The organism is Providencia sp. PROV150 (genome assembly GCF_028481025.1).
GTDB lineage: Bacteria > Pseudomonadota > Gammaproteobacteria > Enterobacterales > Enterobacteriaceae > Providencia > Providencia hangzhouensis.
The window spans coordinates 35,367-55,390 of sequence record NZ_JAMPPJ010000011.1; the positions used below are offsets into that span (position 1 = coordinate 35,367).

16 protein-coding genes are annotated in these 20,024 nt (G+C 43.5%); 15 read left to right on the plus strand and 1 reads right to left on the minus strand.

Annotated features, from left to right (window positions below; translation table 11 throughout):
• Positions 1-3: 3 nt before the first annotated feature.
• The 13 genes from ftsI to lpxC all read left to right on the plus strand — a co-directional run bounded on the left by ftsI (position 4) and on the right by lpxC (position 16,028).
• Entirely contained in the window at positions 4-1,770 is a 1,767-nt protein-coding gene (ftsI, locus tag PSE83_RS09315; RefSeq protein ID WP_004262040.1) for a peptidoglycan glycosyltransferase FtsI, read from the plus strand.
• Positions 1,757-3,244 (plus strand): UDP-N-acetylmuramoyl-L-alanyl-D-glutamate--2,6-diaminopimelate ligase, encoded by a 1,488-nt coding sequence (gene murE / locus PSE83_RS09320; protein WP_136134542.1) that lies wholly within the window; start codon positions 1,757-1,759, stop codon positions 3,242-3,244. The genes ftsI and murE overlap by 14 nt, the downstream gene beginning before the upstream one ends.
• Positions 3,241-4,605 carry a UDP-N-acetylmuramoyl-tripeptide--D-alanyl-D-alanine ligase gene (murF, locus tag PSE83_RS09325; RefSeq protein WP_272660825.1) on the plus strand — a complete coding sequence of 455 codons (1,365 nt, stop codon included), beginning with the start codon at positions 3,241-3,243 and terminating at the stop codon, positions 4,603-4,605. The genes murE and murF overlap by 4 nt, the downstream gene beginning before the upstream one ends.
• Positions 4,599-5,681 (plus strand): phospho-N-acetylmuramoyl-pentapeptide-transferase, encoded by a 1,083-nt coding sequence (gene mraY / locus PSE83_RS09330; protein ID WP_004262035.1) that lies wholly within the window; start codon positions 4,599-4,601, stop codon positions 5,679-5,681. Before murF ends, mraY begins: the two co-directional genes overlap by 7 nt.
• A 1-nt stretch (position 5,682) precedes the next feature.
• The gene (gene murD, locus PSE83_RS09335) at positions 5,683-6,993 is read left to right on the plus strand and encodes a UDP-N-acetylmuramoyl-L-alanine--D-glutamate ligase (protein WP_180312510.1); all 1,311 of its coding nucleotides are present in this window, start codon (positions 5,683-5,685) and stop codon (positions 6,991-6,993) included.
• Positions 6,993-8,186, plus strand: a complete 1,194-nt coding sequence (ftsW, locus tag PSE83_RS09340; RefSeq protein ID WP_004262031.1) for a cell division protein FtsW — start codon at positions 6,993-6,995, stop codon at positions 8,184-8,186. The genes murD and ftsW overlap by 1 nt, the downstream gene beginning before the upstream one ends.
• Positions 8,183-9,256: an undecaprenyldiphospho-muramoylpentapeptide beta-N-acetylglucosaminyltransferase gene (gene murG / locus PSE83_RS09345; RefSeq protein WP_172766909.1), complete on the plus strand. Its 1,074-nt coding sequence runs from the start codon at positions 8,183-8,185 to the stop codon at positions 9,254-9,256. The genes ftsW and murG overlap by 4 nt, the downstream gene beginning before the upstream one ends.
• 47 nt (positions 9,257-9,303) lie before the next feature.
• Positions 9,304-10,767 (plus strand): UDP-N-acetylmuramate--L-alanine ligase, encoded by a 1,464-nt coding sequence (murC, locus tag PSE83_RS09350; protein ID WP_036958462.1) that lies wholly within the window; start codon positions 9,304-9,306, stop codon positions 10,765-10,767.
• 2 nt (positions 10,768-10,769) lie between these two features.
• Positions 10,770-11,690: a D-alanine--D-alanine ligase gene (locus PSE83_RS09355; protein WP_004262027.1), complete on the plus strand. Its 921-nt coding sequence runs from the start codon at positions 10,770-10,772 to the stop codon at positions 11,688-11,690.
• A 1-nt stretch (position 11,691) separates the two neighbouring features.
• The gene (gene ftsQ, locus PSE83_RS09360) at positions 11,692-12,501 is read left to right on the plus strand and encodes a cell division protein FtsQ (protein WP_004262025.1); all 810 of its coding nucleotides are present in this window, start codon (positions 11,692-11,694) and stop codon (positions 12,499-12,501) included.
• A gap of 35 nt (positions 12,502-12,536) precedes the next feature.
• Positions 12,537-13,793: a cell division protein FtsA gene (ftsA, locus tag PSE83_RS09365; RefSeq protein ID WP_004262024.1), complete on the plus strand. Its 1,257-nt coding sequence runs from the start codon at positions 12,537-12,539 to the stop codon at positions 13,791-13,793.
• A 60-nt stretch (positions 13,794-13,853) separates the two neighbouring features.
• A complete protein-coding gene (ftsZ, locus tag PSE83_RS09370; RefSeq protein WP_004262022.1) occupies positions 13,854-15,011 on the plus strand; it encodes a cell division protein FtsZ in 1,158 nt (385 codons plus the stop codon).
• 99 nt (positions 15,012-15,110) lie between these two features.
• Positions 15,111-16,028 (plus strand): UDP-3-O-acyl-N-acetylglucosamine deacetylase, encoded by a 918-nt coding sequence (gene lpxC / locus PSE83_RS09375; protein ID WP_004262020.1) that lies wholly within the window; start codon positions 15,111-15,113, stop codon positions 16,026-16,028.
• Positions 16,029-16,066: 38 nt separating this feature from the next.
• On the opposite strand, the gene PSE83_RS09380 is transcribed toward lpxC, so the two are convergent.
• Positions 16,067-16,588: a DUF721 domain-containing protein gene (locus PSE83_RS09380; protein WP_004262017.1), complete on the minus strand. Its 522-nt coding sequence runs from the start codon at positions 16,586-16,588 to the stop codon at positions 16,067-16,069.
• Between the two features lie 75 nt (positions 16,589-16,663).
• On the opposite strand from PSE83_RS09380, the gene secM reads away from it, so the two are divergent.
• Entirely contained in the window at positions 16,664-17,194 is a 531-nt protein-coding gene (gene secM / locus PSE83_RS09385) for a secA translation cis-regulator SecM (RefSeq protein ID WP_094961382.1), read from the plus strand.
• Between the two features lie 96 nt (positions 17,195-17,290).
• Complete coding sequence (gene secA / locus PSE83_RS09390; RefSeq protein ID WP_004262013.1) at positions 17,291-20,002, plus strand: preprotein translocase subunit SecA; 2,712 nt, start codon at positions 17,291-17,293, stop codon at positions 20,000-20,002.
• The last annotated feature ends 22 nt before the right edge of the window (positions 20,003-20,024 follow it).

Sequence of the window (20,024 nt, forward strand, 5' to 3'; positions counted from 1 at the left end):
CTAATGAAAGCACCAAAAACAGCGAAAAATAAGAAACAAGAAGAGAGTACCAGCTTTGTCCGCTGGCGCTTTATTTTGCTGTGCGGATGCATTGTCTTAGCGTTAGCAGGGTTGCTAACGCGGGTGGCTTATCTGCAAATTATTGCGCCAGAGAAACTGGTGAAAGAAGGCGATATGCGCTCTTTACGAGTGCAAGAAGTTGCGACATCACGAGGTATGATTAGCGACCGAGAAGGGCGGCAACTTGCCGTGAGTGTGCCAGTCAATGCGATCTGGGCAGACCCCAAAGAGGTATTTGAAAAAGGGGGAATAAGCAATGACGAACACTGGAAAGCACTGGCAGACGCACTTGAAATTCCATTAGAACAAATTACGAGCAAAATATCGGCCAATCCAAGAGGCCGTTTTGTGTATTTAGCGCGCCAAGTTAACCCATCTATTGGTGATTACGTTAAAAAATTAAAAATACCGGGTATTTACTTACGCAAAGAATCTCGTCGTTATTACCCATCAGGCCCAGTTACCGCTCACTTACTGGGGGTAACAAACATTGATGGTGAAGGGATTGAAGGCGTCGAAAAAAGCTTTGACCGTTGGTTAAAAGGTGCGCCGGGTGAACGTACAGTCCGTAAAGACCGTAATGGGCGAGTGATTGAAACCATTTCGTCTATTGACAGCCAAGCTGCGCATAATCTGACATTAAGTATTGATGAACGTATTCAATCCATTGTTTACCGTGAATTAACACGTGGCGTGCAGGAAAATAAAGCGGAATCGGGTGTGGCAATTTTAGTTGATGTTCATACCGGTGAAATTTTAGCAATGGCGAATAGCCCATCCTATAACCCAAATAACTTAACGGGTACATCAATGGATGCGATGCGTAACCGCGCCATTACGGATATTTTTGAGCCGGGCTCAACAGTAAAACCTATGGTGGTAATGAGTGCGCTACATAACAAAATTATTAAAGAAAACTCAGTAATTAATACTTATCCGTATCGTATTAGTGGTCATGAGATCAAAGACGTAGCACGATACGCTGAGCTAACTATTACTGGGATTTTACAGAAGTCGAGTAACGTAGGTGTTTCAAAACTTGCGTTAGCGATGCCTGCCACTGAGCTGGTGGATGTGTATAGCCGCTTTGGGTTTGGCAAGCCGACTAATCTGGGGTTAGTCGGGGAAAGTAGTGGCATCTTTCCAAGTAAAAAAACACGGTGGTCTGATTTAGAAAGGGCCACCTTTTCTTTTGGCTACGGGCAAATGGTAACACCGTTACAGTTAGCGCGAGCCTATGCAACGATAGGGAGTTTCGGTATTTACCGGCCTCTATCAATCACTAAAGTTGACCCTCCCGTGCCAGGGACGCGTGTTTTTCCTGAGCCAATTATGCGTACTGTGGTGCATATGATGGAGAGTGTAGCTCTACCCGGCGGTGGGGGAGCTCGAGCAGCCATTAAAGGCTATCGCATTGCCATTAAAACCGGTACAGCAAAAAAAGTGGGCCCTGAAGGGCGCTATGTTAATAAATATTTAGCTTATGCCGCAGGTGTTGCGCCTGCGAGTAATCCACGCTATGCGTTAGTTGTGCTTATCAATGAGCCAAGTGCAGGTAAATACTATGGTGGTGCGGTTTCTGCCCCCGTATTTGGCTCAATCATGGGTGGGGTCTTGCGGTTGATGAACGTTGAACCCGACGCATTGCAACCAAACGAACAAAATGAAATCGTAAATAGTCAAAAAGAGGTTAAAAGTGGCAGATCGTAATCTTTGTGATCTACTCTCACCCTTTGGTGTGAGCACAACTCCAATCTCACTGCGTGAGATGACGCTAGACAGTCGAAAGGCTGCCGCGGGCGATCTGTTTATTGCAATAAAAGGTCATCAATCGGATGGGCGACACTATATTCCTCAAGCGATTGCTCAAGGGGTTTCCGCTGTAATAGCAGAGGCGGAAGGTGAAGCCGTTGAAGGCGAAATTCGTTTCGTTCATGGCGTACCTGTTATTTATTTGAATGACCTGAATAACCGTTTATCTGCACTGGCCGGTGAGTTTTACCACCAACCTTCTGCAAAAATGAAACTCGTTGGTGTAACGGGGACTAACGGTAAAACCACCACCACACAATTAATTGCTCAATGGGCTCAAGGGCTAGGGGAAACCAGTGCAGTAATGGGAACCGTGGGTAATGGCCTATTAGGCCATGTGTCACCAAGCGAAAATACCACGGGCTCTGCGGTAGATATTCAACTTGAATTGACCCAGTTATTGAACCAAAAAGCAACATTAACAGCGATGGAAGTTTCTTCCCATGGATTAGTACAAGGCCGTGTCGCAGACTTACAGTTCGATGCCGCTGTGTTCACTAATTTAAGCCGTGATCACCTTGATTATCACGGCGATATGGAAAGCTATGAAGCCGCTAAATGGCTATTGTTTTCCACACATAATACAAAATCGCAAATTATCAATGCGGATGATGCGATTGGTTTGAAGTGGCTGCAGCGTTTACCACAAGCGTGCGCGGTGACCATGGAAAACAAAATTCCTCAAGATTGGCAAGGCCCATGGTTAAAAGCAACGGAAGTTGAATACCACGACAAAGGCGCCACTATCCATTTTGAATCCTCGTGGGGAAATGGTGACTTTGAAAGCCCATTGATGGGAGCATTTAATGTCAGCAACTTATTAGTGGCAATGGCAACTTTGCTGATGATGGATTATCCGTTAAACAAACTGCTGGCTGCTACATCTTCATTGTCACCAGTTTGCGGCCGTATGGAAGTGTTTAGTGCACCGAATAAACCGACAGTTGTTGTTGATTATGCGCATACTCCTGATGCCTTAGAAAAAGCCTTAGCGGCAGCACGCTTACATTGCAAAGGGCAATTATGGTGTGTATTTGGTTGCGGTGGTGACCGTGACAAAGGTAAGCGCCCTCTGATGGGAGCCGCAGCAGAAGAATATGCAGATAAAATCGTGATCACAGATGACAACCCGCGCAGCGAAGACCCTATCGATATTATTAATGACATCATGGCTGGACTATTAGATTCCAGCCGTGCCTTGGCCATTCCAGGTCGTCCAGAAGCAGTGACAAACACCATTTTGCAGGCATCTCCTGATGATGTGATTGTGATTGCAGGCAAAGGTCATGAAGATTATCAAATTATTGGTCAGCGCAAGCTAGATTACTCCGACCGTTTAACGGTGGCTCGTTTGTTGGGGGTAATCGCATGATCTCTTTAACACTCGCTCAGCTGGCACAGATTACCCAAGGGCAGATTGAGTCTGCTCCAGATACCAATGTTTTGATTAGCACTGTTAGTACTGATAGCCGTAAAATTGCTGAAAATTGCCTATTTATTGCCTTAAAAGGTGAACGCTTCGACGCCCATGATTTCGCACAACAAGTGGTGGTTACGGGAGCTAAAGCGTTACTTATTGAGCGCAAGCTGAATGTAGATTGCCCACAAGTTATCGTGAAAGACTCGCGTATTGCGATGGGCCAATTGGCTGCATGGGTTCGTCAGCAGAGCAGAGCTCGAATCGTTGGCTTGACGGGGTCTTCGGGCAAAACATCTGTTAAAGAAATGACAGCATCTATTTTATCTGAGCGCGGTAAAACCTTATATACCGCCGGTAATTTAAACAACGATATTGGTGTGCCTTTGACACTATTTCGTTTAACAAATGATGATGAATTCGCTGTGATAGAAATGGGTGCTAATCACCCTAATGAAATCGCCTACACAACCAATATTGTTAAACCAGAAGCGGCGTTAGTTAACAATTTATTTGCTGCGCACTTAGCGGGCTTTGGTTCACCAGAAGGGGTTGCGACAGCCAAAGGTGAAATTTATCAAGGTGTTCCAGAAGAAGGAACCGCAATTGTTAACCTTGATAGCTACAGTGAAAAATGGCAGTTTCAGCCACGCCAAACTGTTTGGTATTACTCGCTAACTTCACAAGCAAAAGCGGATTTCTATCCTTCTGATATTCAAGTGAAACAGCTAACAACAGATTTTGTGTTACATACCCCTGTTGGTAGTGTCGATATCACCTTGCCATTACCAGGGTGGCATAACATTGCTAATGTGTTAGCGGCAAGTGCATTGGCGATTTCTGTCGGCGCTAGCCTAGAAGATATCAAAAACGGCATAGCAAAAACGCAAGCGGTACCTGGGCGTTTATACCCTGTGCGCTTGAGTGAACACAAAGTGGTATTAGATGACACTTATAACGCCAATGATGGCTCGATGATCGCAGCAATTCAGGTCCTCGAAAAAATGCCGGGTTACCGCATCTTAGTGGTAGGGGATATGGGGGAACTGGGTGATTATGCCGAAGATTGCCACCAACGTGTAGGTGTTGCCGCTAAGCAGGCGGGTTTAGATAAGGTATTCAGTGTTGGTCAGTTAAGTGAGTTGATCAGCCAATTTAGTGAGTGTGGTGAGCACTTCACAGTGAAAGCAGATTTATTAACCCGACTAATTCCGCTAGCGCAGCAGAAGGACGTTGTTTCTATTTTAGTTAAAGGTTCACGCAGCTCCGCGATGGAAGATGTTGTGAATGCATTGAAGGAGTGCTTCGAATGTTAGTCTGGCTTGCCGAAATGTTAGTCCACAAGTTTTCTGTTCTGAACGTCTTTTCTTATTTGACGTTCAGGGCCATTGTCGGTTTGCTGACGGCACTCGCCATTGCTCTGTGGATGGGGCCTCATTTAATTGCTTACCTGCAGAAAATGCAAATTGGTCAAGTCGTTCGTAACGAAGGCCCTGAGTCTCACTTTAGTAAGCGTGGAACCCCAACCATGGGCGGGTTATTGATTTTATTTTCAATTACCGTTTCAACATTGTTATGGGCTCGATTAGACAACCCTTACGTTTGGTGTGTACTACTCGTGCTAGTCGGGTATGGCATTGTCGGTTTTGTTGACGACTATCGGAAAGTGGTTCGTAAAGACACTCGTGGCTTAATCGCGCGTTGGAAATATTTCTGGCAATCCGTGATTGCGTTAATTGTTGCCTTTTCCATGTACGCGATTGGTAAAGATACCCCAGCAACTCAGTTAGTTGTACCATTTTTCAAAGACGTAATGCCACAACTGGGCATGCTGTATATTTTGCTGACCTATTTTGTGATTGTTGGAACCAGTAACGCAGTAAACCTAACAGATGGCTTGGATGGCTTAGCTATCATGCCAACGGTATTTGTTGCCGCAGGTTTTGCATTAGTGGCATGGGCAACAGGTAACGTCAACTTTGCCAGTTACTTACATATTCCATTTTTACCCCATGCAGGTGAACTGGTGATTGTTTGTACTGCCATTGTGGGGGCAGGGTTAGGCTTCTTATGGTTTAACACATACCCAGCGCAAGTATTTATGGGCGATGTCGGCTCATTGGCGCTTGGCGGTGCACTAGGGACTATTGCGGTATTACTGCGCCAAGAGTTTTTATTAGTGATTATGGGCGGTGTGTTCGTCGTTGAGACGCTGTCAGTTATTTTACAAGTCGGTTCATTTAAATTGCGTGGGCAACGTATTTTCCGTATGGCACCAATTCACCACCATTATGAATTGAAGGGTTGGCCAGAACCACGTGTTATCGTGCGTTTCTGGATTATCTCGTTAATGCTAGTCCTGATTGGGCTGGCAACCTTGAAGGTGCGTTAAGATGGTTGATTATCAGGGTAAGAACGTCGTTATTATTGGGCTGGGGATCACCGGCCTATCTTGCGTTCACTTTTTCCTTGAGCGCGGCGTGGTGCCTCGCGTTATGGATACCCGTGCAGTACCGCCTGGTGTAGATAAACTCCCAGAAAATGTAGAATGCCATAGTGGTAGTTTGAATAATAACTGGTTACAGGCCGCCGATTTAATTGTTGCTAGTCCAGGAATTGCGTTAGCGACCCCTCAATTACAGCAGGCCGCAGAAAATGGCATCGAAATTGTGGGTGATATCGAATTATTTTGCCGTGAAGCAGATGCACCGATTGTCGCGATTACAGGTTCAAATGGTAAAAGCACTGTCACGTCATTGGTTGGAGAAATGGCTAAAGCAGCGGGTATTTCAGTTGGTGTAGGTGGCAACATTGGTACGCCAGCACTTTCATTACTCAATGCAGGGCATCGTTTATACGTTTTAGAACTTTCAAGCTTCCAATTAGAAACCACCTCAAGCCTAGAAGCGACCGCCGCGACAGTCTTAAATATTAGTGAAGATCATATGGATAGATATCCATTAGGTCTAGAACAGTACCGTGAAGCGAAATTAAAAATTTATCACAATGCTCAAAACTGCATTGTTAACGTACAAGATATACTGACCTTACCCGCTAATCATACTTTGGATGAATGCATTAGCTTTGGCTTAAATAGTGGTGATTATTTCTTTGATACCCAAAAACGGGTATTAGTGGCTCAAGGAAAAGAGCTATTAGATGTCAATGAAATGCACTTAACCGGCCAACACAATTACCTTAATGCGTTAGCCGCGTTAGCATTGGCGGATGCAGTGGATATTCCTCGTCCAGCTTGCCTTCAAGTATTGAAAGAATATGCGGGGTTAGCACATCGTTTCGAATTAGTGTTATTCAATAACGGTGTTCGCTGGATTAATGACTCTAAAGCCACAAATGTTGGAAGTACAGAAGCGGCATTAAATGGGTTACACGTGAATGGCAATATCTATTTATTATTAGGTGGGGATGGCAAGTCAGCCGATTTTTCACCATTAAAACAATATATTGCTGCGGATAACTACCGCTTATATTGCTTTGGTCGTGATGGGAAAGCATTAGCTGATATGGCACCTGAAAAATCAGTATTGACTGAGACTATGGAACAAAGCTTACGCCAAATTGCGCCACAATTAAAAGCGGGGGACATGGTGCTGTTATCCCCTGCATGTGCCAGTTTGGATCAGTTTAAAAGTTTTGAGCAGCGTGGAACTGTCTTTGCTCAATTAGCCCAGGAGTTAGGTTAATGACGATACCGGGTGCGATGCGTTTAAAAAATTGGGTCATTGGTGAAAAAAATGGCGTGATTTCAGGCTCAACGCTTTACGACCGTACATTAGTGTGGTTGGCATTCGGTTTAGCCGCAGTGGGTTTTATCATGGTTACATCCGCTTCCATGCCAGTTGGCCAACGCTTAACAGAAGACCCGTTCTATTTCGCTAAGCGTGATGTGGTGTATATCGTTATCGCATTTATTTTAGCATTGGGTGTCATGCGTATCCCGATGGCAGTTTGGGAAAAGTACAATTTCATTTTGTTGATGGTTTCACTTGGCATGCTAGTGGTGGTGCTGGTTGCAGGAAGTTCAGTTAACGGGGCATCACGCTGGATAGACATCGGTTTGGTAAAAATTCAACCAGCAGAAATTTCGAAATTTACGTTGTTTTGCTATGTGTCCAGTTACTTGGTGCGTAAATCCGATGAAGTCAGAACCCGTTTTCTTGGCTTTATTAAACCGATGTGTATTTTGATTGTTATGGCGTCATTGCTTTTATTACAGCCTGACTTAGGGACCGTTATCGTATTAGTGGTTACCACTCTGGGATTGTTATTTTTAGCGGGCGCAAGGTTAGCGCCGTTTATTATTGGTATTGCCGCTTGCGCAGTGGGGGTATTGGCTTTGATTTGGTTCGAGCCGTACCGCTTACGTCGTGTTACATCGTTTTTGAACCCGTGGGATGACCCGTTTGGCAGTGGTTATCAGCTAACCCAATCTTTAATGGCTTTTGGTCGTGGTGAAGTGTTTGGGCAAGGGCTTGGTAATTCAGTACAAAAATTAGAGTATTTGCCAGAAGCACACACAGACTTTATTTTCTCGGTTTTAGCTGAGGAGCTCGGGTACTTTGGCGTTGTATTGGTTCTGCTGATGGTCTTTATGTTGGCATTTAGAGCAATGATGATTGGCCGTCGCGCATTGATGTCAAACCAATTATTCGGTGGTTATTTAGCTTGTTCAATTGGTATTTGGTTTACCTTCCAAGCCTTAGTTAACGTTGGGGCTGCATCCGGTATGTTACCGACAAAAGGTTTAACATTGCCATTAATTAGTTATGGTGGTTCGAGTTTACTGGTAATGGCTGCTGCCATTGCGATATTACTGAGAATTGATTTTGAAACACGCCTTGAAAAAGCGCAGGCGTTTGTAAGGAGCACTAAATGAGTCAGGCAAAGAAATTACTCGTCATGGCAGGTGGAACTGGAGGACATGTTTTTCCAGGTTTAGCCGTGGCACATTATTTGCAGGCTCAAGGGTGGGAAATCCGTTGGTTAGGCACGGCTGACCGAATGGAAGCAACATTAGTGCCTAAACACGGTATCGATATTGAATTTATTCAAATTTCTGGTCTCAGGGGTAAAGGCATTGCCGCCCAACTGGGGGCGCCATGGCGTATTTATAAAGCAATTCGCCAAGCAAAAACAATTATCAAGCGTTATCAGCCAGATGCTGTATTAGGCATGGGAGGCTATGTTTCGGGGCCCGGTGGTATTGCGGCATGGCAATGTGGTGTACCCGTTGTGCTTCATGAACAAAATGGTATTGCAGGGTTAACGAATAAATGGCTATCTCGAATTGCAAAAAGAGTATTACAAGCCTTTCCGGGGGCATTTCCTGACGCACCAGTTGTAGGGAATCCAGTACGGGAAGATGTTTTGGCTCTACCTGCACCACAGGAACGTTTAGCGGGCCGAGAAGGCGCTATACGCGTATTGGTTGTCGGTGGTAGCCAAGGGGCACGGATTTTAAATCAGGTGATGCCTCTGGTTGCTGAAAAAGTAGGCAAACAGTTAAATATCTGGCATCAAGCGGGAAAAGGCAGTAAGGAATCGACAGAAGCATTGTATAATGAGCACATGCAAGTTTCAGTCAATTCTGAGTATAAAGTTACTGAATTTATTGATGATATGGCGCAAGCTTACGCATGGGCAGATATTGTTGTTTGTCGGTCTGGCGCACTAACCGTAAGTGAAATTGCAGCCGCAGGTTTACCGGCTATTTTTGTTCCTTTTCAACATAAAGACCGTCAACAGTATTGGAACGCATTACCGCTAGAAAAAGCGGGGGCGGCTAAAATTTTAGAACAGTCACAATTTACCGCAGATGCTGTGGCGAGCTTATTAGGGCAATGGGACAGAAACGAATTACTCTCAATGGCTGAAAAAGCACATAGTTGTGCAATTACTGATGCAACAGACCGAGTTGCTGCCGTGATCTGTGAAGTGGCTAAATAATATTAGTCATAATTGATACCGAATTAATTTAGAAGCGAAGAAATATAGTGAATACACAACAATTAGCGAAATTAAGAACATCAGTGCCAGAAATGAGAAGAGTCAGGCACATCCATTTTGTCGGCATCGGCGGTGCTGGCATGGGTGGTATCGCTGAAGTGTTGGCAAATGAAGGCTATGAAATTAGTGGTTCAGATTTAGCTCCGAATGCAGTGACTCAACAATTAACCGCATTAGGGGCAACGATTTACTTTAATCACCGTCCAGAGAACGTTGAAAATGCCAGTGTTGTCGTCGTATCAACAGCGATCTCAAGTGAGAACCCAGAAATTCAAGCCGCCAAAGAATTGCGTATTCCTGTTATTCGTCGTGCAGAAATGTTAGCGGAATTAATGCGTTATCGTCATGGCATTGCTGTTGCAGGTACCCACGGGAAAACCACTACGACAGCAATGATTTCTGGGATTTATGCACAAGCAGGCCTTGACCCCACATTTGTGAATGGGGGATTGGTTAAATCAGCAGGAACGCATGCACGTTTAGGTAGTAGCCGCTACTTGATCGCAGAAGCCGATGAAAGCGATGCTTCATTCTTGCATTTGCAACCGTTAGTTGCAGTTGTGACCAATATCGAAGCAGACCATATGGATACTTACCAAGGTGACTTCGATAATTTAACGAATACGTTCATTAATTTCTTGCACAATTTGCCATTTTACGGGCGCGCAGTGATGTGTATTGATGATCCAGTCATTCGTTCGTTACTACCCAAAATTGGCCGCTATATCACCACTTATGGTTTTAGTGAAGACGCTGATGTGCGTATCACGCAATATGAGCAAAAAGGAAATCAAGGCTTTTTCACTATTGCCCGTGAAAATATGCCAGAACTGACGGTGGTTCTAAATGCACCAGGGCGTCACAATGCTCTCAATGCGACAGCCGCAGTGGCGGTCGCCACAGAAGAAGGTATTGACGATTTACATATTTTATCTGCACTAGTTGAATTTCAAGGAACAGGGCGTCGCTTTGATTTCCTAGGGAATTTCCCTCTGCGAAATGTGAATGGCAAAGAGGGTGAAGTGATGCTAGTCGATGACTATGGTCATCACCCAACCGAAGTGGATGCAACGATTAAAGCCGCGAGAGCAGGCTGGCCAGATAAGCGTATTGTAATGGTATTCCAACCGCATCGCTATACTCGTACTCGTGACTTATACGATGATTTTGTTAACGTTTTGGGGCAGGTTGATGTGCTGCTAATGTTAGACGTATATTCAGCGGGCGAAAAGCATGTACCAGGTGCGGATAGCCGCTCATTGTGCCGCTCAATTCGTGGTCGTGGTCAGATTGATCCTATTTATGTTGCAGATATTGAACAAATTCCACATATTTTAGCTCAAACTCTTGATGAAAATGATTTAATTTTAGTTCAAGGCGCAGGAAATATTGGTAAAATAGCCAAAAGCCTAGCAGAAGCAAAATTACAGCCACCGATGATTGAGGAATAAAAATGACAGAGAAAGTTGCGGTTCTATTAGGAGGCTCATCTGCTGAACGTGAAGTTTCACTTCAGTCAGGAAATGCTGTGCTGGCAGGGCTACGCCAAGCAGGTATTGATGCTCATCCTATCGACCCTCAAGATTTCCCTGTAGAAACATTGAAAGATGCAGGTTTCAATAAAGTTTTTATTGCGTTACATGGCCGCGGTGGTGAAGACGGTACATTACAAGGGCTGTTAGAAACACTAAATCTGCCTTATACCGGCAGTGGTGTTATGGCTTCAGCGCTTAGCATGGATAAGTTGAGAACAAAACAATTATGGCAAGGTGCAGGGTTAAGTGTATCGCCGTATGTTTACTTAACAAAGCAGCAGTATAAGCAGGCTTCTTATGAGCAAATTGTCGCTAAAGTGCAATTTCTCGGATTACCTCTTATCGTGAAGCCAAGCCTTGAAGGCTCCAGTGTTGGTATGAGTAAAGTTGATAACTTAGAGGCATTGCCTGCTGCACTGGATCTTGCGTTTCAATTTGATGAAACGTTGTTAATTGAAAAATGGCTGAGTGGTCCTGAGTTCACGGTCGCGGTGTTAGGAGACAACACTCTGCCGCCAATTCGTATTCAACCACCAGGTATTTTTTATGACTACGAAGCGAAATATTTATCTGATGAAACTCAATATTTTTGCCCAAGTGGTTTAGATGAACAGCTTGAGTCAGAACTCGCAGACTTAGCGCTGAAAGCTTACCAAGTTGTTGGTTGTGAAGGCTGGGGGCGAGTTGATGTAATGCAAGACAGCAATGGCCAATTTTATCTGTTGGAAGTTAATACATCGCCAGGTATGACAAGCCATAGCCTAGTGCCAATGGCTGCTCGTCAGGCAGGTATGAGTTTTTCACAGTTAGTTGTGCAAATTTTGAGATTGGCTCGTTGATATGTCACAAGCAGCACTAAATGTTAGGCATCATAATCAGAAGAACGATGAGGATCCTCGTTCTGGAGGACCTAGTAATGGTGCATTTTTAGGTGGGTTATTTTTCTTCCTATTTGTGGTTGGTACTATCATCTGGAGTGGTTGGATGGTAATGACTTGGATGAAAGATGCGGATCGGCTGCCGATGTCCAAGTTAGTGTTAACGGGTGAGCGCCATTACACCAAAAATGATGATGTTAGAAAGGCTATTTTAGCGCTAGGGCAGCCGGGGACGTTTATGACCGTCGATGTCAACGCTATCCAGAAGCAAATAAGCATGATGCCATGGGTACGCCAAGTGACTGTGCGTAAACAATGGCCAGATGAATTGAAAATTCATATTGTTGAATACCGCCCATTCGCTAGGTGGAACGACCAAAACATGGTGGATGAACAAGGTCGGGTATTTAACTTACCGGTTAGTGAAAATGGTAAAGGCGATTATGTGTTGCTTTATGGGCCACAAGGTAGCCAAAAAGAGGTTCTTAAAGAGTTCACAGTCTTTAAGAACACATTAGCTGCACATAATCTAAAGCTAAAATCGCTATCGATGACAGCCAGAAATGCATGGCAAATTATTTTAGACAACGATGTTAGAATCGAACTGGGTAAGAAAGATGTGTCAGAGCGGTTAAATAGGTTCCTTGAACTGTATCCGCTTTTGCAGCAAACAACGGATAAACGCGTTGACTATGTTGACTTACGTTATTCCAGTGGTGCTGCGGTGGGCTGGGCGCCACTGTTGGTTGATGCTCCACCGGAGTTACAATAAAGACGATGACTAATAACAAAAATTAGGCAGAAAAAATGATTAAAGCAACGGACAGAAAATTAGTGGTAGGCCTTGAAATTGGAACTTCCAAGGTATCAGCCCTTGTTGGCGAAATTCTGCCCGATGGTATGGTTAATATTATTGGGGTGGGAAGTTGTCCATCTCGTGGAATGGACAAAGGTGGCGTAAACGATCTTGAATCAGTGGTAAAATGTGTACAAAGAGCCATTGATCAGGCAGAACTCATGGCTGACTGCCAAATTTCATCGGTTTACCTTGCGCTATCGGGTAAGCACGTCAGTTGCCAAAATGAGATTGGTATGGTGCCAGTTTCAGAAGAAGAAGTGACGCAAGAAGATGTTGACAGTGTTGTGCATACAGCAAAATCGGTACGTGTTCGCGATGAGCACAGAATTTTGCACGTGATACCGCAAGAATTTGCAATAGATTACCAAGAAGGGATTAAAAATCCGGTTGGTTTATCAGGTGTACGTATGCAAGCCAAAGTTCATTTGATCACCTGCCATAACGATATGGCAAAAAATATTGTTAAAGCCGTTGAACGCTGTGGGTTAAAAGTTGATCAGCTTATTTTTGCTGGTCTCGCTGCAAGTTATAGTGTTTTAACGGAAGATGAGCGTGAATTAGGTGTATGTGTCGTTGATATCGGTGGCGGCACTATGGATATGGCGGTTTACACTGGCGGGGCTTTGCGCCATACAAAAGTCATCCCGTATGCAGGCAATGTGGTGACAAGCGACATCGCTTATGCATTTGGAACACCACCTAGTGATGCAGAAGCCATTAAAGTGCGTCATGGGTGTGCAGTCGGTTCTATCGTGAGTAAAGACGAGACCGTGGAAGTGCCAAGTGTTGGTGGGCGACCACCAAGAAGCTTACAGCGTCAAACCTTAGCAGAAGTGATAGAGCCAAGGTATACTGAGCTGTTAAACTTAGTAAATGAAGAAATTTTAAATTTACAGGAACAGTTACGCCAACAAGGTGTCAAACACCATTTGGCAGCTGGTATCGTGTTGACTGGTGGGGCCGCACAAATTGATGGTCTAGTCGAATGTGCGCAAAAAGTGTTCCATACGCAAGTGCGAATTGGTACACCGCTCAACATCACAGGGTTAACGGATTATGCGCAGGAGCCATATTATTCAACAGCAGTAGGGCTTCTGCATTACGGTAAAGAAAGCCATTTAGGCGATGATACCGAAGTAGAAAAACGTGCATCAGTTAGTGGATGGTTTAGTAAAATCACCAGTTGGCTGAGAAAAGAATTTTAATTTTGATAAAGAAGCATATTATTAGCTTCAAAAGTAGTAAGCACAAAACGGAGAGACATTATGTTTGAACCAATGGAGCTAACCAACGATGCGGTGATTAAAGTCATCGGCGTTGGCGGCGGCGGCGGTAACGCCGTTGAACACATGGTGCGTGAACGTATTGAAGGCGTTGAATTCTTCGCTGTCAATACAGATGCACAAGCGCTGCGTAAAACCGCAGTTGGACAAACTATCCAGATCGGTACCGGTATTACCAAAGGTCTGGGTGCAGGTGCAAACCCTGAAGTTGGCCGTAATGCCGCTGAAGAAGATCGTGAGGCGCTGCGTAATGCTTTAGATGGCGCGGATATGGTCTTTATCGCAGCAGGTATGGGTGGCGGTACAGGGACTGGTGCAGCTCCGGTCGTTGCCGAGGTTGCCAAAGAATTGGGTATTCTGACAGTTGCTGTCGTGACTAAACCTTTCAATTTCGAAGGTAAAAAGCGCATGGCATTTGCAGAGGCAGGTATCACTGAGTTGTCAAAACATGTTGACTCACTGATCACTATCCCAAATGATAAATTATTAAAAGTACTTGGTCGTGGTATCTCATTACTGGATGCTTTTGGTGCGGCAAATGACGTACTAAAAGGTGCAGTACAAGGTATCGCTGAACTGATTACACGCCCAGGTTTAATGAACGTAGACTTTGCTGACGTACGTACTGTGATGTCAGAAATGGGCTACGCAATGATGGGGTCAGGTGTTGCTCGTGGTGAAGATAGAGCAGAAGAAGCGGCAGAAATGGCTATTTCTAGTCCACTTCTTGAAGATATCGACCTGTCTGGTGCACGTGGTGTATTAGTTAACATCACGGCTGGTTTCGACCTGCGTTTAGATGAGTTTGAAACGGTGGGTAACACTATTCGTGCTTTCGCATCTGATAATGCAACTGTGGTAATCGGTACATCTCTTGACCCAGAAATGCACGAAGAACTGCGTGTTACAGTTGTTGCTACAGGTATTGGTATGGACAAACGTCCAGAAATTACTTTAGTTAGCAATAAAATGTCTCAGCAGGCGTCAATGGAACAGCGCTATCAGCAAATGCAAAATAGCATGTCTTCATTAACAGAAGAGAAACCAGCGGCTAAAGCGGTCAATGACCAAAATACGCAAACAAATAAAGAACCAGATTATCTTGATATTCCTGCGTTCTTGCGTAAACAGGCCGATTAATTTTATTTATATTGGTTTCTCCGCTTTTTGTGCTAAAATTTCCTACTGATTATCTTGTATGATGATCAGTAGGACTTATAACATTGCGAGAAAAATACGATGATCAAACAACGGACACTAAAACGTATTATTACAGCGACTGGTGTTGGTTTACATACCGGCAAGAAAGTTACGCTTACATTACGTCCAGCGCCGGCCAATACCGGGGTCATCTACCGTCGTACTGACCTTAATCCACCGGTTGATTTTCCGGCAGATGCGAAATCAGTTCGTGACACCATGTTATGTACTTGCTTAGTCAATGAAGATAATGTGCGTATTTCGACTGTTGAGCATTTGAATGCTGCCTTAGCAGGGTTAGGTATCGATAACATTGTTATTGAAGTCAATGCGCCTGAAATCCCTATTATGGATGGCAGTGCCGCACCATTTGTATTCTTACTGCTTGATGGCGGTATTGAAGAATTAAATTGTGCAAAGAAATTTTTACGTATAAAAGAAACAGTACGTGTTGAAGATGGTGATAAATGGGCTGAAATGCGACCTTATAATGGGTTTAGCCTTGATTTCACAATCGATTTTCAGCATCCAGCGATTGATAGTAGCACACAACGCTACTCACTTGATTTCTCAGCGGAATCATTTGTAAATCAAATAAGCCGTGCGCGTACTTTTGGCTTTATGCGTGATATTGAATATCTGCAATCAAAAGGCTTATGCTTAGGCGGTAGTTTCGACTGCGCCATCGTTGTTGATGACTATAAAGTTCTTAACGAAGATGGCTTACGTTTTGAAGATGAATTCGTTCGTCACAAAATGTTGGATGCAATTGGTGATTTATTCATGTGTGGGCACAATATTATTGGCGCATTCACGGCGTTTAAATCAGGCCATGCATTGAATAACAAGCTATTACAAGCAGTTTTAGCGAAAGAATCAGCTTGGGATCTCGTCACATTTGAAGACGAAGCTCAATTGCCTGTCGCATTCAAAGCACCTTCAACGGTGTTTGCATAAAATTTGATTATGCAGCTATCTTCGAGAACTGATCGAATTTAGCCTTTTCTGTTGGTTGCGCTAGTACTCTCTCCGGCTAGCGCAGCCAGCCGCTCAAACCTTTCTTTTAATCCTTTCGGGCTATTTTCGGCTAATTTCAAAAGCGCTTGTGCAGTTTGTGGACTTATCTGACGTTCGTTCATTTTTTGACTTATTGAGACTGTTTGCTTAGTTAGTGAACTATTTTGTCTCGATTTTCGCATAAGATCGGGATTGATTCTGATGTCGATAGAGGATAAAGATGGTAGAATGGACGTTCTTAATGCAGAAAGAAGATTGATTTTTTCGTAATTAAGTCGGGTCATCCAACTGGCGTTTGCCACTTCAATGACCATAACATTATTACGATAGTTTGCAACACGGCACATGGGTTTGATTTCAGCCGGCAGTAATCCTTTTACAGCACGATTCAGTTTGATAATCGCTTTTGCATTACGCTGAATAGTTTGTAAAGTGTTTGATGATGTTGCCAATGAGCCTTCAAGAACATCAAAAAGTGCTTGTGGATGACTATCTCTCATTTTTAGCTCCAGCTGAGAATGAAACAACGAATTGCAAATAATAATTTTGTCACTTATTCATTATATAAGAGTTTGATGGGCATTTTAAATTTTTGGCGACAACTTGGTAGAAAATACTTTTGGTCCCACCTGCTATTAGGTGTGGTTGCCACAGGTGTCGGCTTGCCTACAATTTTAAATGCGTTATCAGATTCTCAACATACACAGGTTAACTCTTCTCCAGTTAATCGCCAAAGCCAAGCTGTGAATGCTTTTGACAATTTATTTGCTCAACAGAATTCCCAACGCTCTTCGTCATCATCGTCATCTTATTCAGTAAATTACTGGCAGCAACATGCGGTAAGAAACGTTATTCGGCAGCTAACTTTTGCTTTTTCGGCGACAGAAGACGATGATGTAAACGCTGCAACAGAAGAGACTGAACAGCTTATTGCCCCACAATTGATGTTAGACACGCTGTATGCCATGTTAGCACAGCGTTCACTTCAGTGGGATGAAAGTGTTATTCAATTTAGTCATTATAACTATCCCCATATTATTGCCTATCAACCTGCAATTTGGATTGCTCAAGTACACGGCATTCGTGCCGGCCCGTTAACAGTTTAATCTTCATTCATGGTAAAACAGCTCATCGCTGTGCTGTTTTACGCCATAAAATTTATAAAAATTTAAAGTAATTAATTGATTATTAGAGATTAAAATATGTTAACAAAGATTTTGACCAAAGTTTTTGGTAGCCGTAATGACCGTACGTTGCGCCGCTTACGTAAAGAAGTTGAAAAAATTAACCGTCTTGAACCCGATTTCGAAAAGTTATCTGATGATGAGTTAAAAGCAAAAACGGTGGAATTTCGTGAGCGTTTAACGAAAGGTGAAAGTTTAGAAAGCATCATCCCTGAGGCATTTGCAACTGTTCGCGAAGCAAGTAAACGTGTATTTGGTATGCGTCACTTTGATGTACAGCTTATCGGTGGAATGGTACTGAATGAACGCTGTATCGCAGAAATGCGTACGGGGGAAGGTAAAACATTAACGGCAACACTACCAGCTTATATCAACGCATTAAGTGGCAAAGGGGTTCACGTAGTTACGGTGAATGATTACTTAGCCAAACGTGATGCTGAAAATAACCGCCCATTATTTGAATTCTTAGGCTTAACTGTGGGTATCAACCTGCCAGGTATGGCTCCGCCTGCAAAACGTGAAGCATATGCGGCAGATATTACTTACGGTACTAATAATGAATTTGGTTTCGACTACCTACGTGACAACATGGCGTTTAGCCCTGAAGAGCGTGTTCAGCGTAAATTGCATTATGCTTTGGTGGATGAGGTTGACTCCATTCTTATCGATGAAGCGCGTACACCACTGATTATTTCAGGTCCTGCAGAAGACAGTTCTGAACTGTACCAAAAAGTTGATAAACTTATTCCATATCTTCAACGTCAAGAGAAAGAAGATTCAGATACTTTCCAAGGGGAAGGCCATTTTTCTGTCGATGAAAAATCGCGTCAAGTGACTATAACTGAACGTGGACTGGTGTTAATCGAAGAGCTTCTAGCAAAAGAAGGTTTAATGGATGAAGGAGAGTCTTTATATTCACCTTCTAACATCATGTTAATGCACCATGTGATGGCGGGCTTACGTGCTCATGCGCTATTTACCTTAGACGTTGATTATATTGTAAAAGACGGTCAAATTGTTATTGTTGATGAACACACCGGCCGTACAATGGAAGGGCGTCGTTGGTCTGACGGCTTACACCAAGCAGTAGAAGCGAAAGAAGGCGTTGAAATTCAAAACGAAAACCAAACCTTGGCTTCAATTACTTTCCAGAACTATTTCCGTTTATATGAAAAGCTTGCAGGTATGACAGGTACTGCGGATACCGAAGCTTTTGAGTTTAGCTCAATTTATAAACTCGATACAATTGTTATCCCAACTAACCGCCCAATGGTGCGTAAAGATTTACCTGACCTCGTTTATATGAACGAAGCTGATAAGTTTGCAGCAATTATTGAAGATATTCGTGAAAGAACTGCCAATGGGCAACCCGTTCTTGTTGGTACAATTTCAATCGAAAAATCCGAATTGATTTCGAATGCGTTGAAAAAAGCTAAAATTGCTCATAATGTTTTGAATGCAAAATTCCATGCAATGGAAGCTGACATCATTGCGAATGCGGGTCAAGCTGGAGCTGTAACGATCGCAACTAATATGGCCGGTCGTGGTACTGACATCATGCTAGGTGGTAGCTGGCAAACTGAGGTTGCTGCATTAGAAGAGCCAACTCAAGAGCAAATTGATGAAATCAAAGCAAACTGGAAAGTTCGCCATGACGCTGTTTTAGCAGCAGGTGGTTTACATATTATTGGTACAGAACGTCATGAGTCACGTCGTATCGATAACCAGTTACGTGGTCGTGCCGGTCGTCAAGGGGATGCGGGTTCATCTCGTTTTTACTTATCAATGGAAGATGCGCTGATGCGTATTTTTGCTTCAGACCGCGTTACTGGCATGATGAAAAAGTTAGGTATGAAGCCGGGTGAAGCGATTGAACACCCATGGGTGACCAAGGCTATTGCTAATGCGCAACGTAAAGTTGAAAGCCGTAACTTTGATATCCGTAAACAATTACTTGAATATGATGATGTTGCAAGTGACCAACGTCGTGCGATTTATACTCAGCGTAATGAACTACTGGATGGCGGTGATATTAAAGAAACGGTTGATAGCATTCGTGAAGATGTATTAACCACAACGATGGATGCCTATATTCCACCTCAATCACTTGAAGAAATGTGGGATATCGAAGGACTACATCAGCGTTTAGTCAATGATTTTGACCTCGATTTACCAATCAAAGAGTGGTTAGATAAAGAGCCAGAGTTACACGAAGAAACATTACGTGAACGTATTATGGCAAAAGCGATTGAAGTTTATGATCGTAAAGAAGAAATTGTTGGCGCGGAAGCGATGCGTAATTTCGAAAAAGGTGTCATGTTGCAAACATTAGACACGTTATGGAAAGAGCACTTAGCGTCAATGGATTACTTACGCCAAGGTATTCATTTGCGTGGTTATGCGCAAAAAGATCCTAAGCAAGAATACAAACGTGAATCTTTCAGTATGTTTGCTAACATGCTTGAAGCATTGAAATATGAAGTGATTAGTACTTTATCTAAGGTACAAGTTCGTTTACCTGAAGAGGTTGAAGCATTAGAACAACAGCGTCGTGAAGAAGCTGAGCGTTTAGCGAAGAGGCAACAATTAAGCCATGAAGCGGGCGCTGAATCTTTAATGACTGAAACCGAAGCTAAAATTGCAACCCAAGGTCACAAAATTGGCCGTAATGACCCTTGTCCTTGTGGTTCGGGTAAAAAATACAAGCAATGCCATGGCCGTTTAAATTAATTTACTATTAACTCATTAATAT

Coding starts and splice junctions, on each gene's coding strand:
- ftsI (WP_004262040.1), top strand. CDS start 4: ATGAAAGCACCAAAAACAGCGAAAAATAAGAAACAAGAAGAGAGTACC.
- murF (WP_272660825.1), top strand. CDS start 3,241: ATGATCTCTTTAACACTCGCTCAGCTGGCACAGATTACCCAAGGGCAG.
- mraY (WP_004262035.1), top strand. CDS start 4,599: ATGTTAGTCTGGCTTGCCGAAATGTTAGTCCACAAGTTTTCTGTTCTG.
- murD (WP_180312510.1), top strand. CDS start 5,683: ATGGTTGATTATCAGGGTAAGAACGTCGTTATTATTGGGCTGGGGATC.
- ftsW (WP_004262031.1), top strand. CDS start 6,993: ATGACGATACCGGGTGCGATGCGTTTAAAAAATTGGGTCATTGGTGAA.
- murG (WP_172766909.1), top strand. CDS start 8,183: ATGAGTCAGGCAAAGAAATTACTCGTCATGGCAGGTGGAACTGGAGGA.
- PSE83_RS09355 (WP_004262027.1), top strand. CDS start 10,770: ATGACAGAGAAAGTTGCGGTTCTATTAGGAGGCTCATCTGCTGAACGT.
- ftsQ (WP_004262025.1), top strand. CDS start 11,692: ATGTCACAAGCAGCACTAAATGTTAGGCATCATAATCAGAAGAACGAT.
- ftsA (WP_004262024.1), top strand. CDS start 12,537: ATGATTAAAGCAACGGACAGAAAATTAGTGGTAGGCCTTGAAATTGGA.
- ftsZ (WP_004262022.1), top strand. CDS start 13,854: ATGTTTGAACCAATGGAGCTAACCAACGATGCGGTGATTAAAGTCATC.
- lpxC (WP_004262020.1), top strand. CDS start 15,111: ATGATCAAACAACGGACACTAAAACGTATTATTACAGCGACTGGTGTT.
- PSE83_RS09380 (WP_004262017.1), bottom strand. CDS start 16,588: ATGAGAGATAGTCATCCACAAGCACTTTTTGATGTTCTTGAAGGCTCA.
- secM (WP_094961382.1), top strand. CDS start 16,664: ATGGGCATTTTAAATTTTTGGCGACAACTTGGTAGAAAATACTTTTGG.
- secA (WP_004262013.1), top strand. CDS start 17,291: ATGTTAACAAAGATTTTGACCAAAGTTTTTGGTAGCCGTAATGACCGT.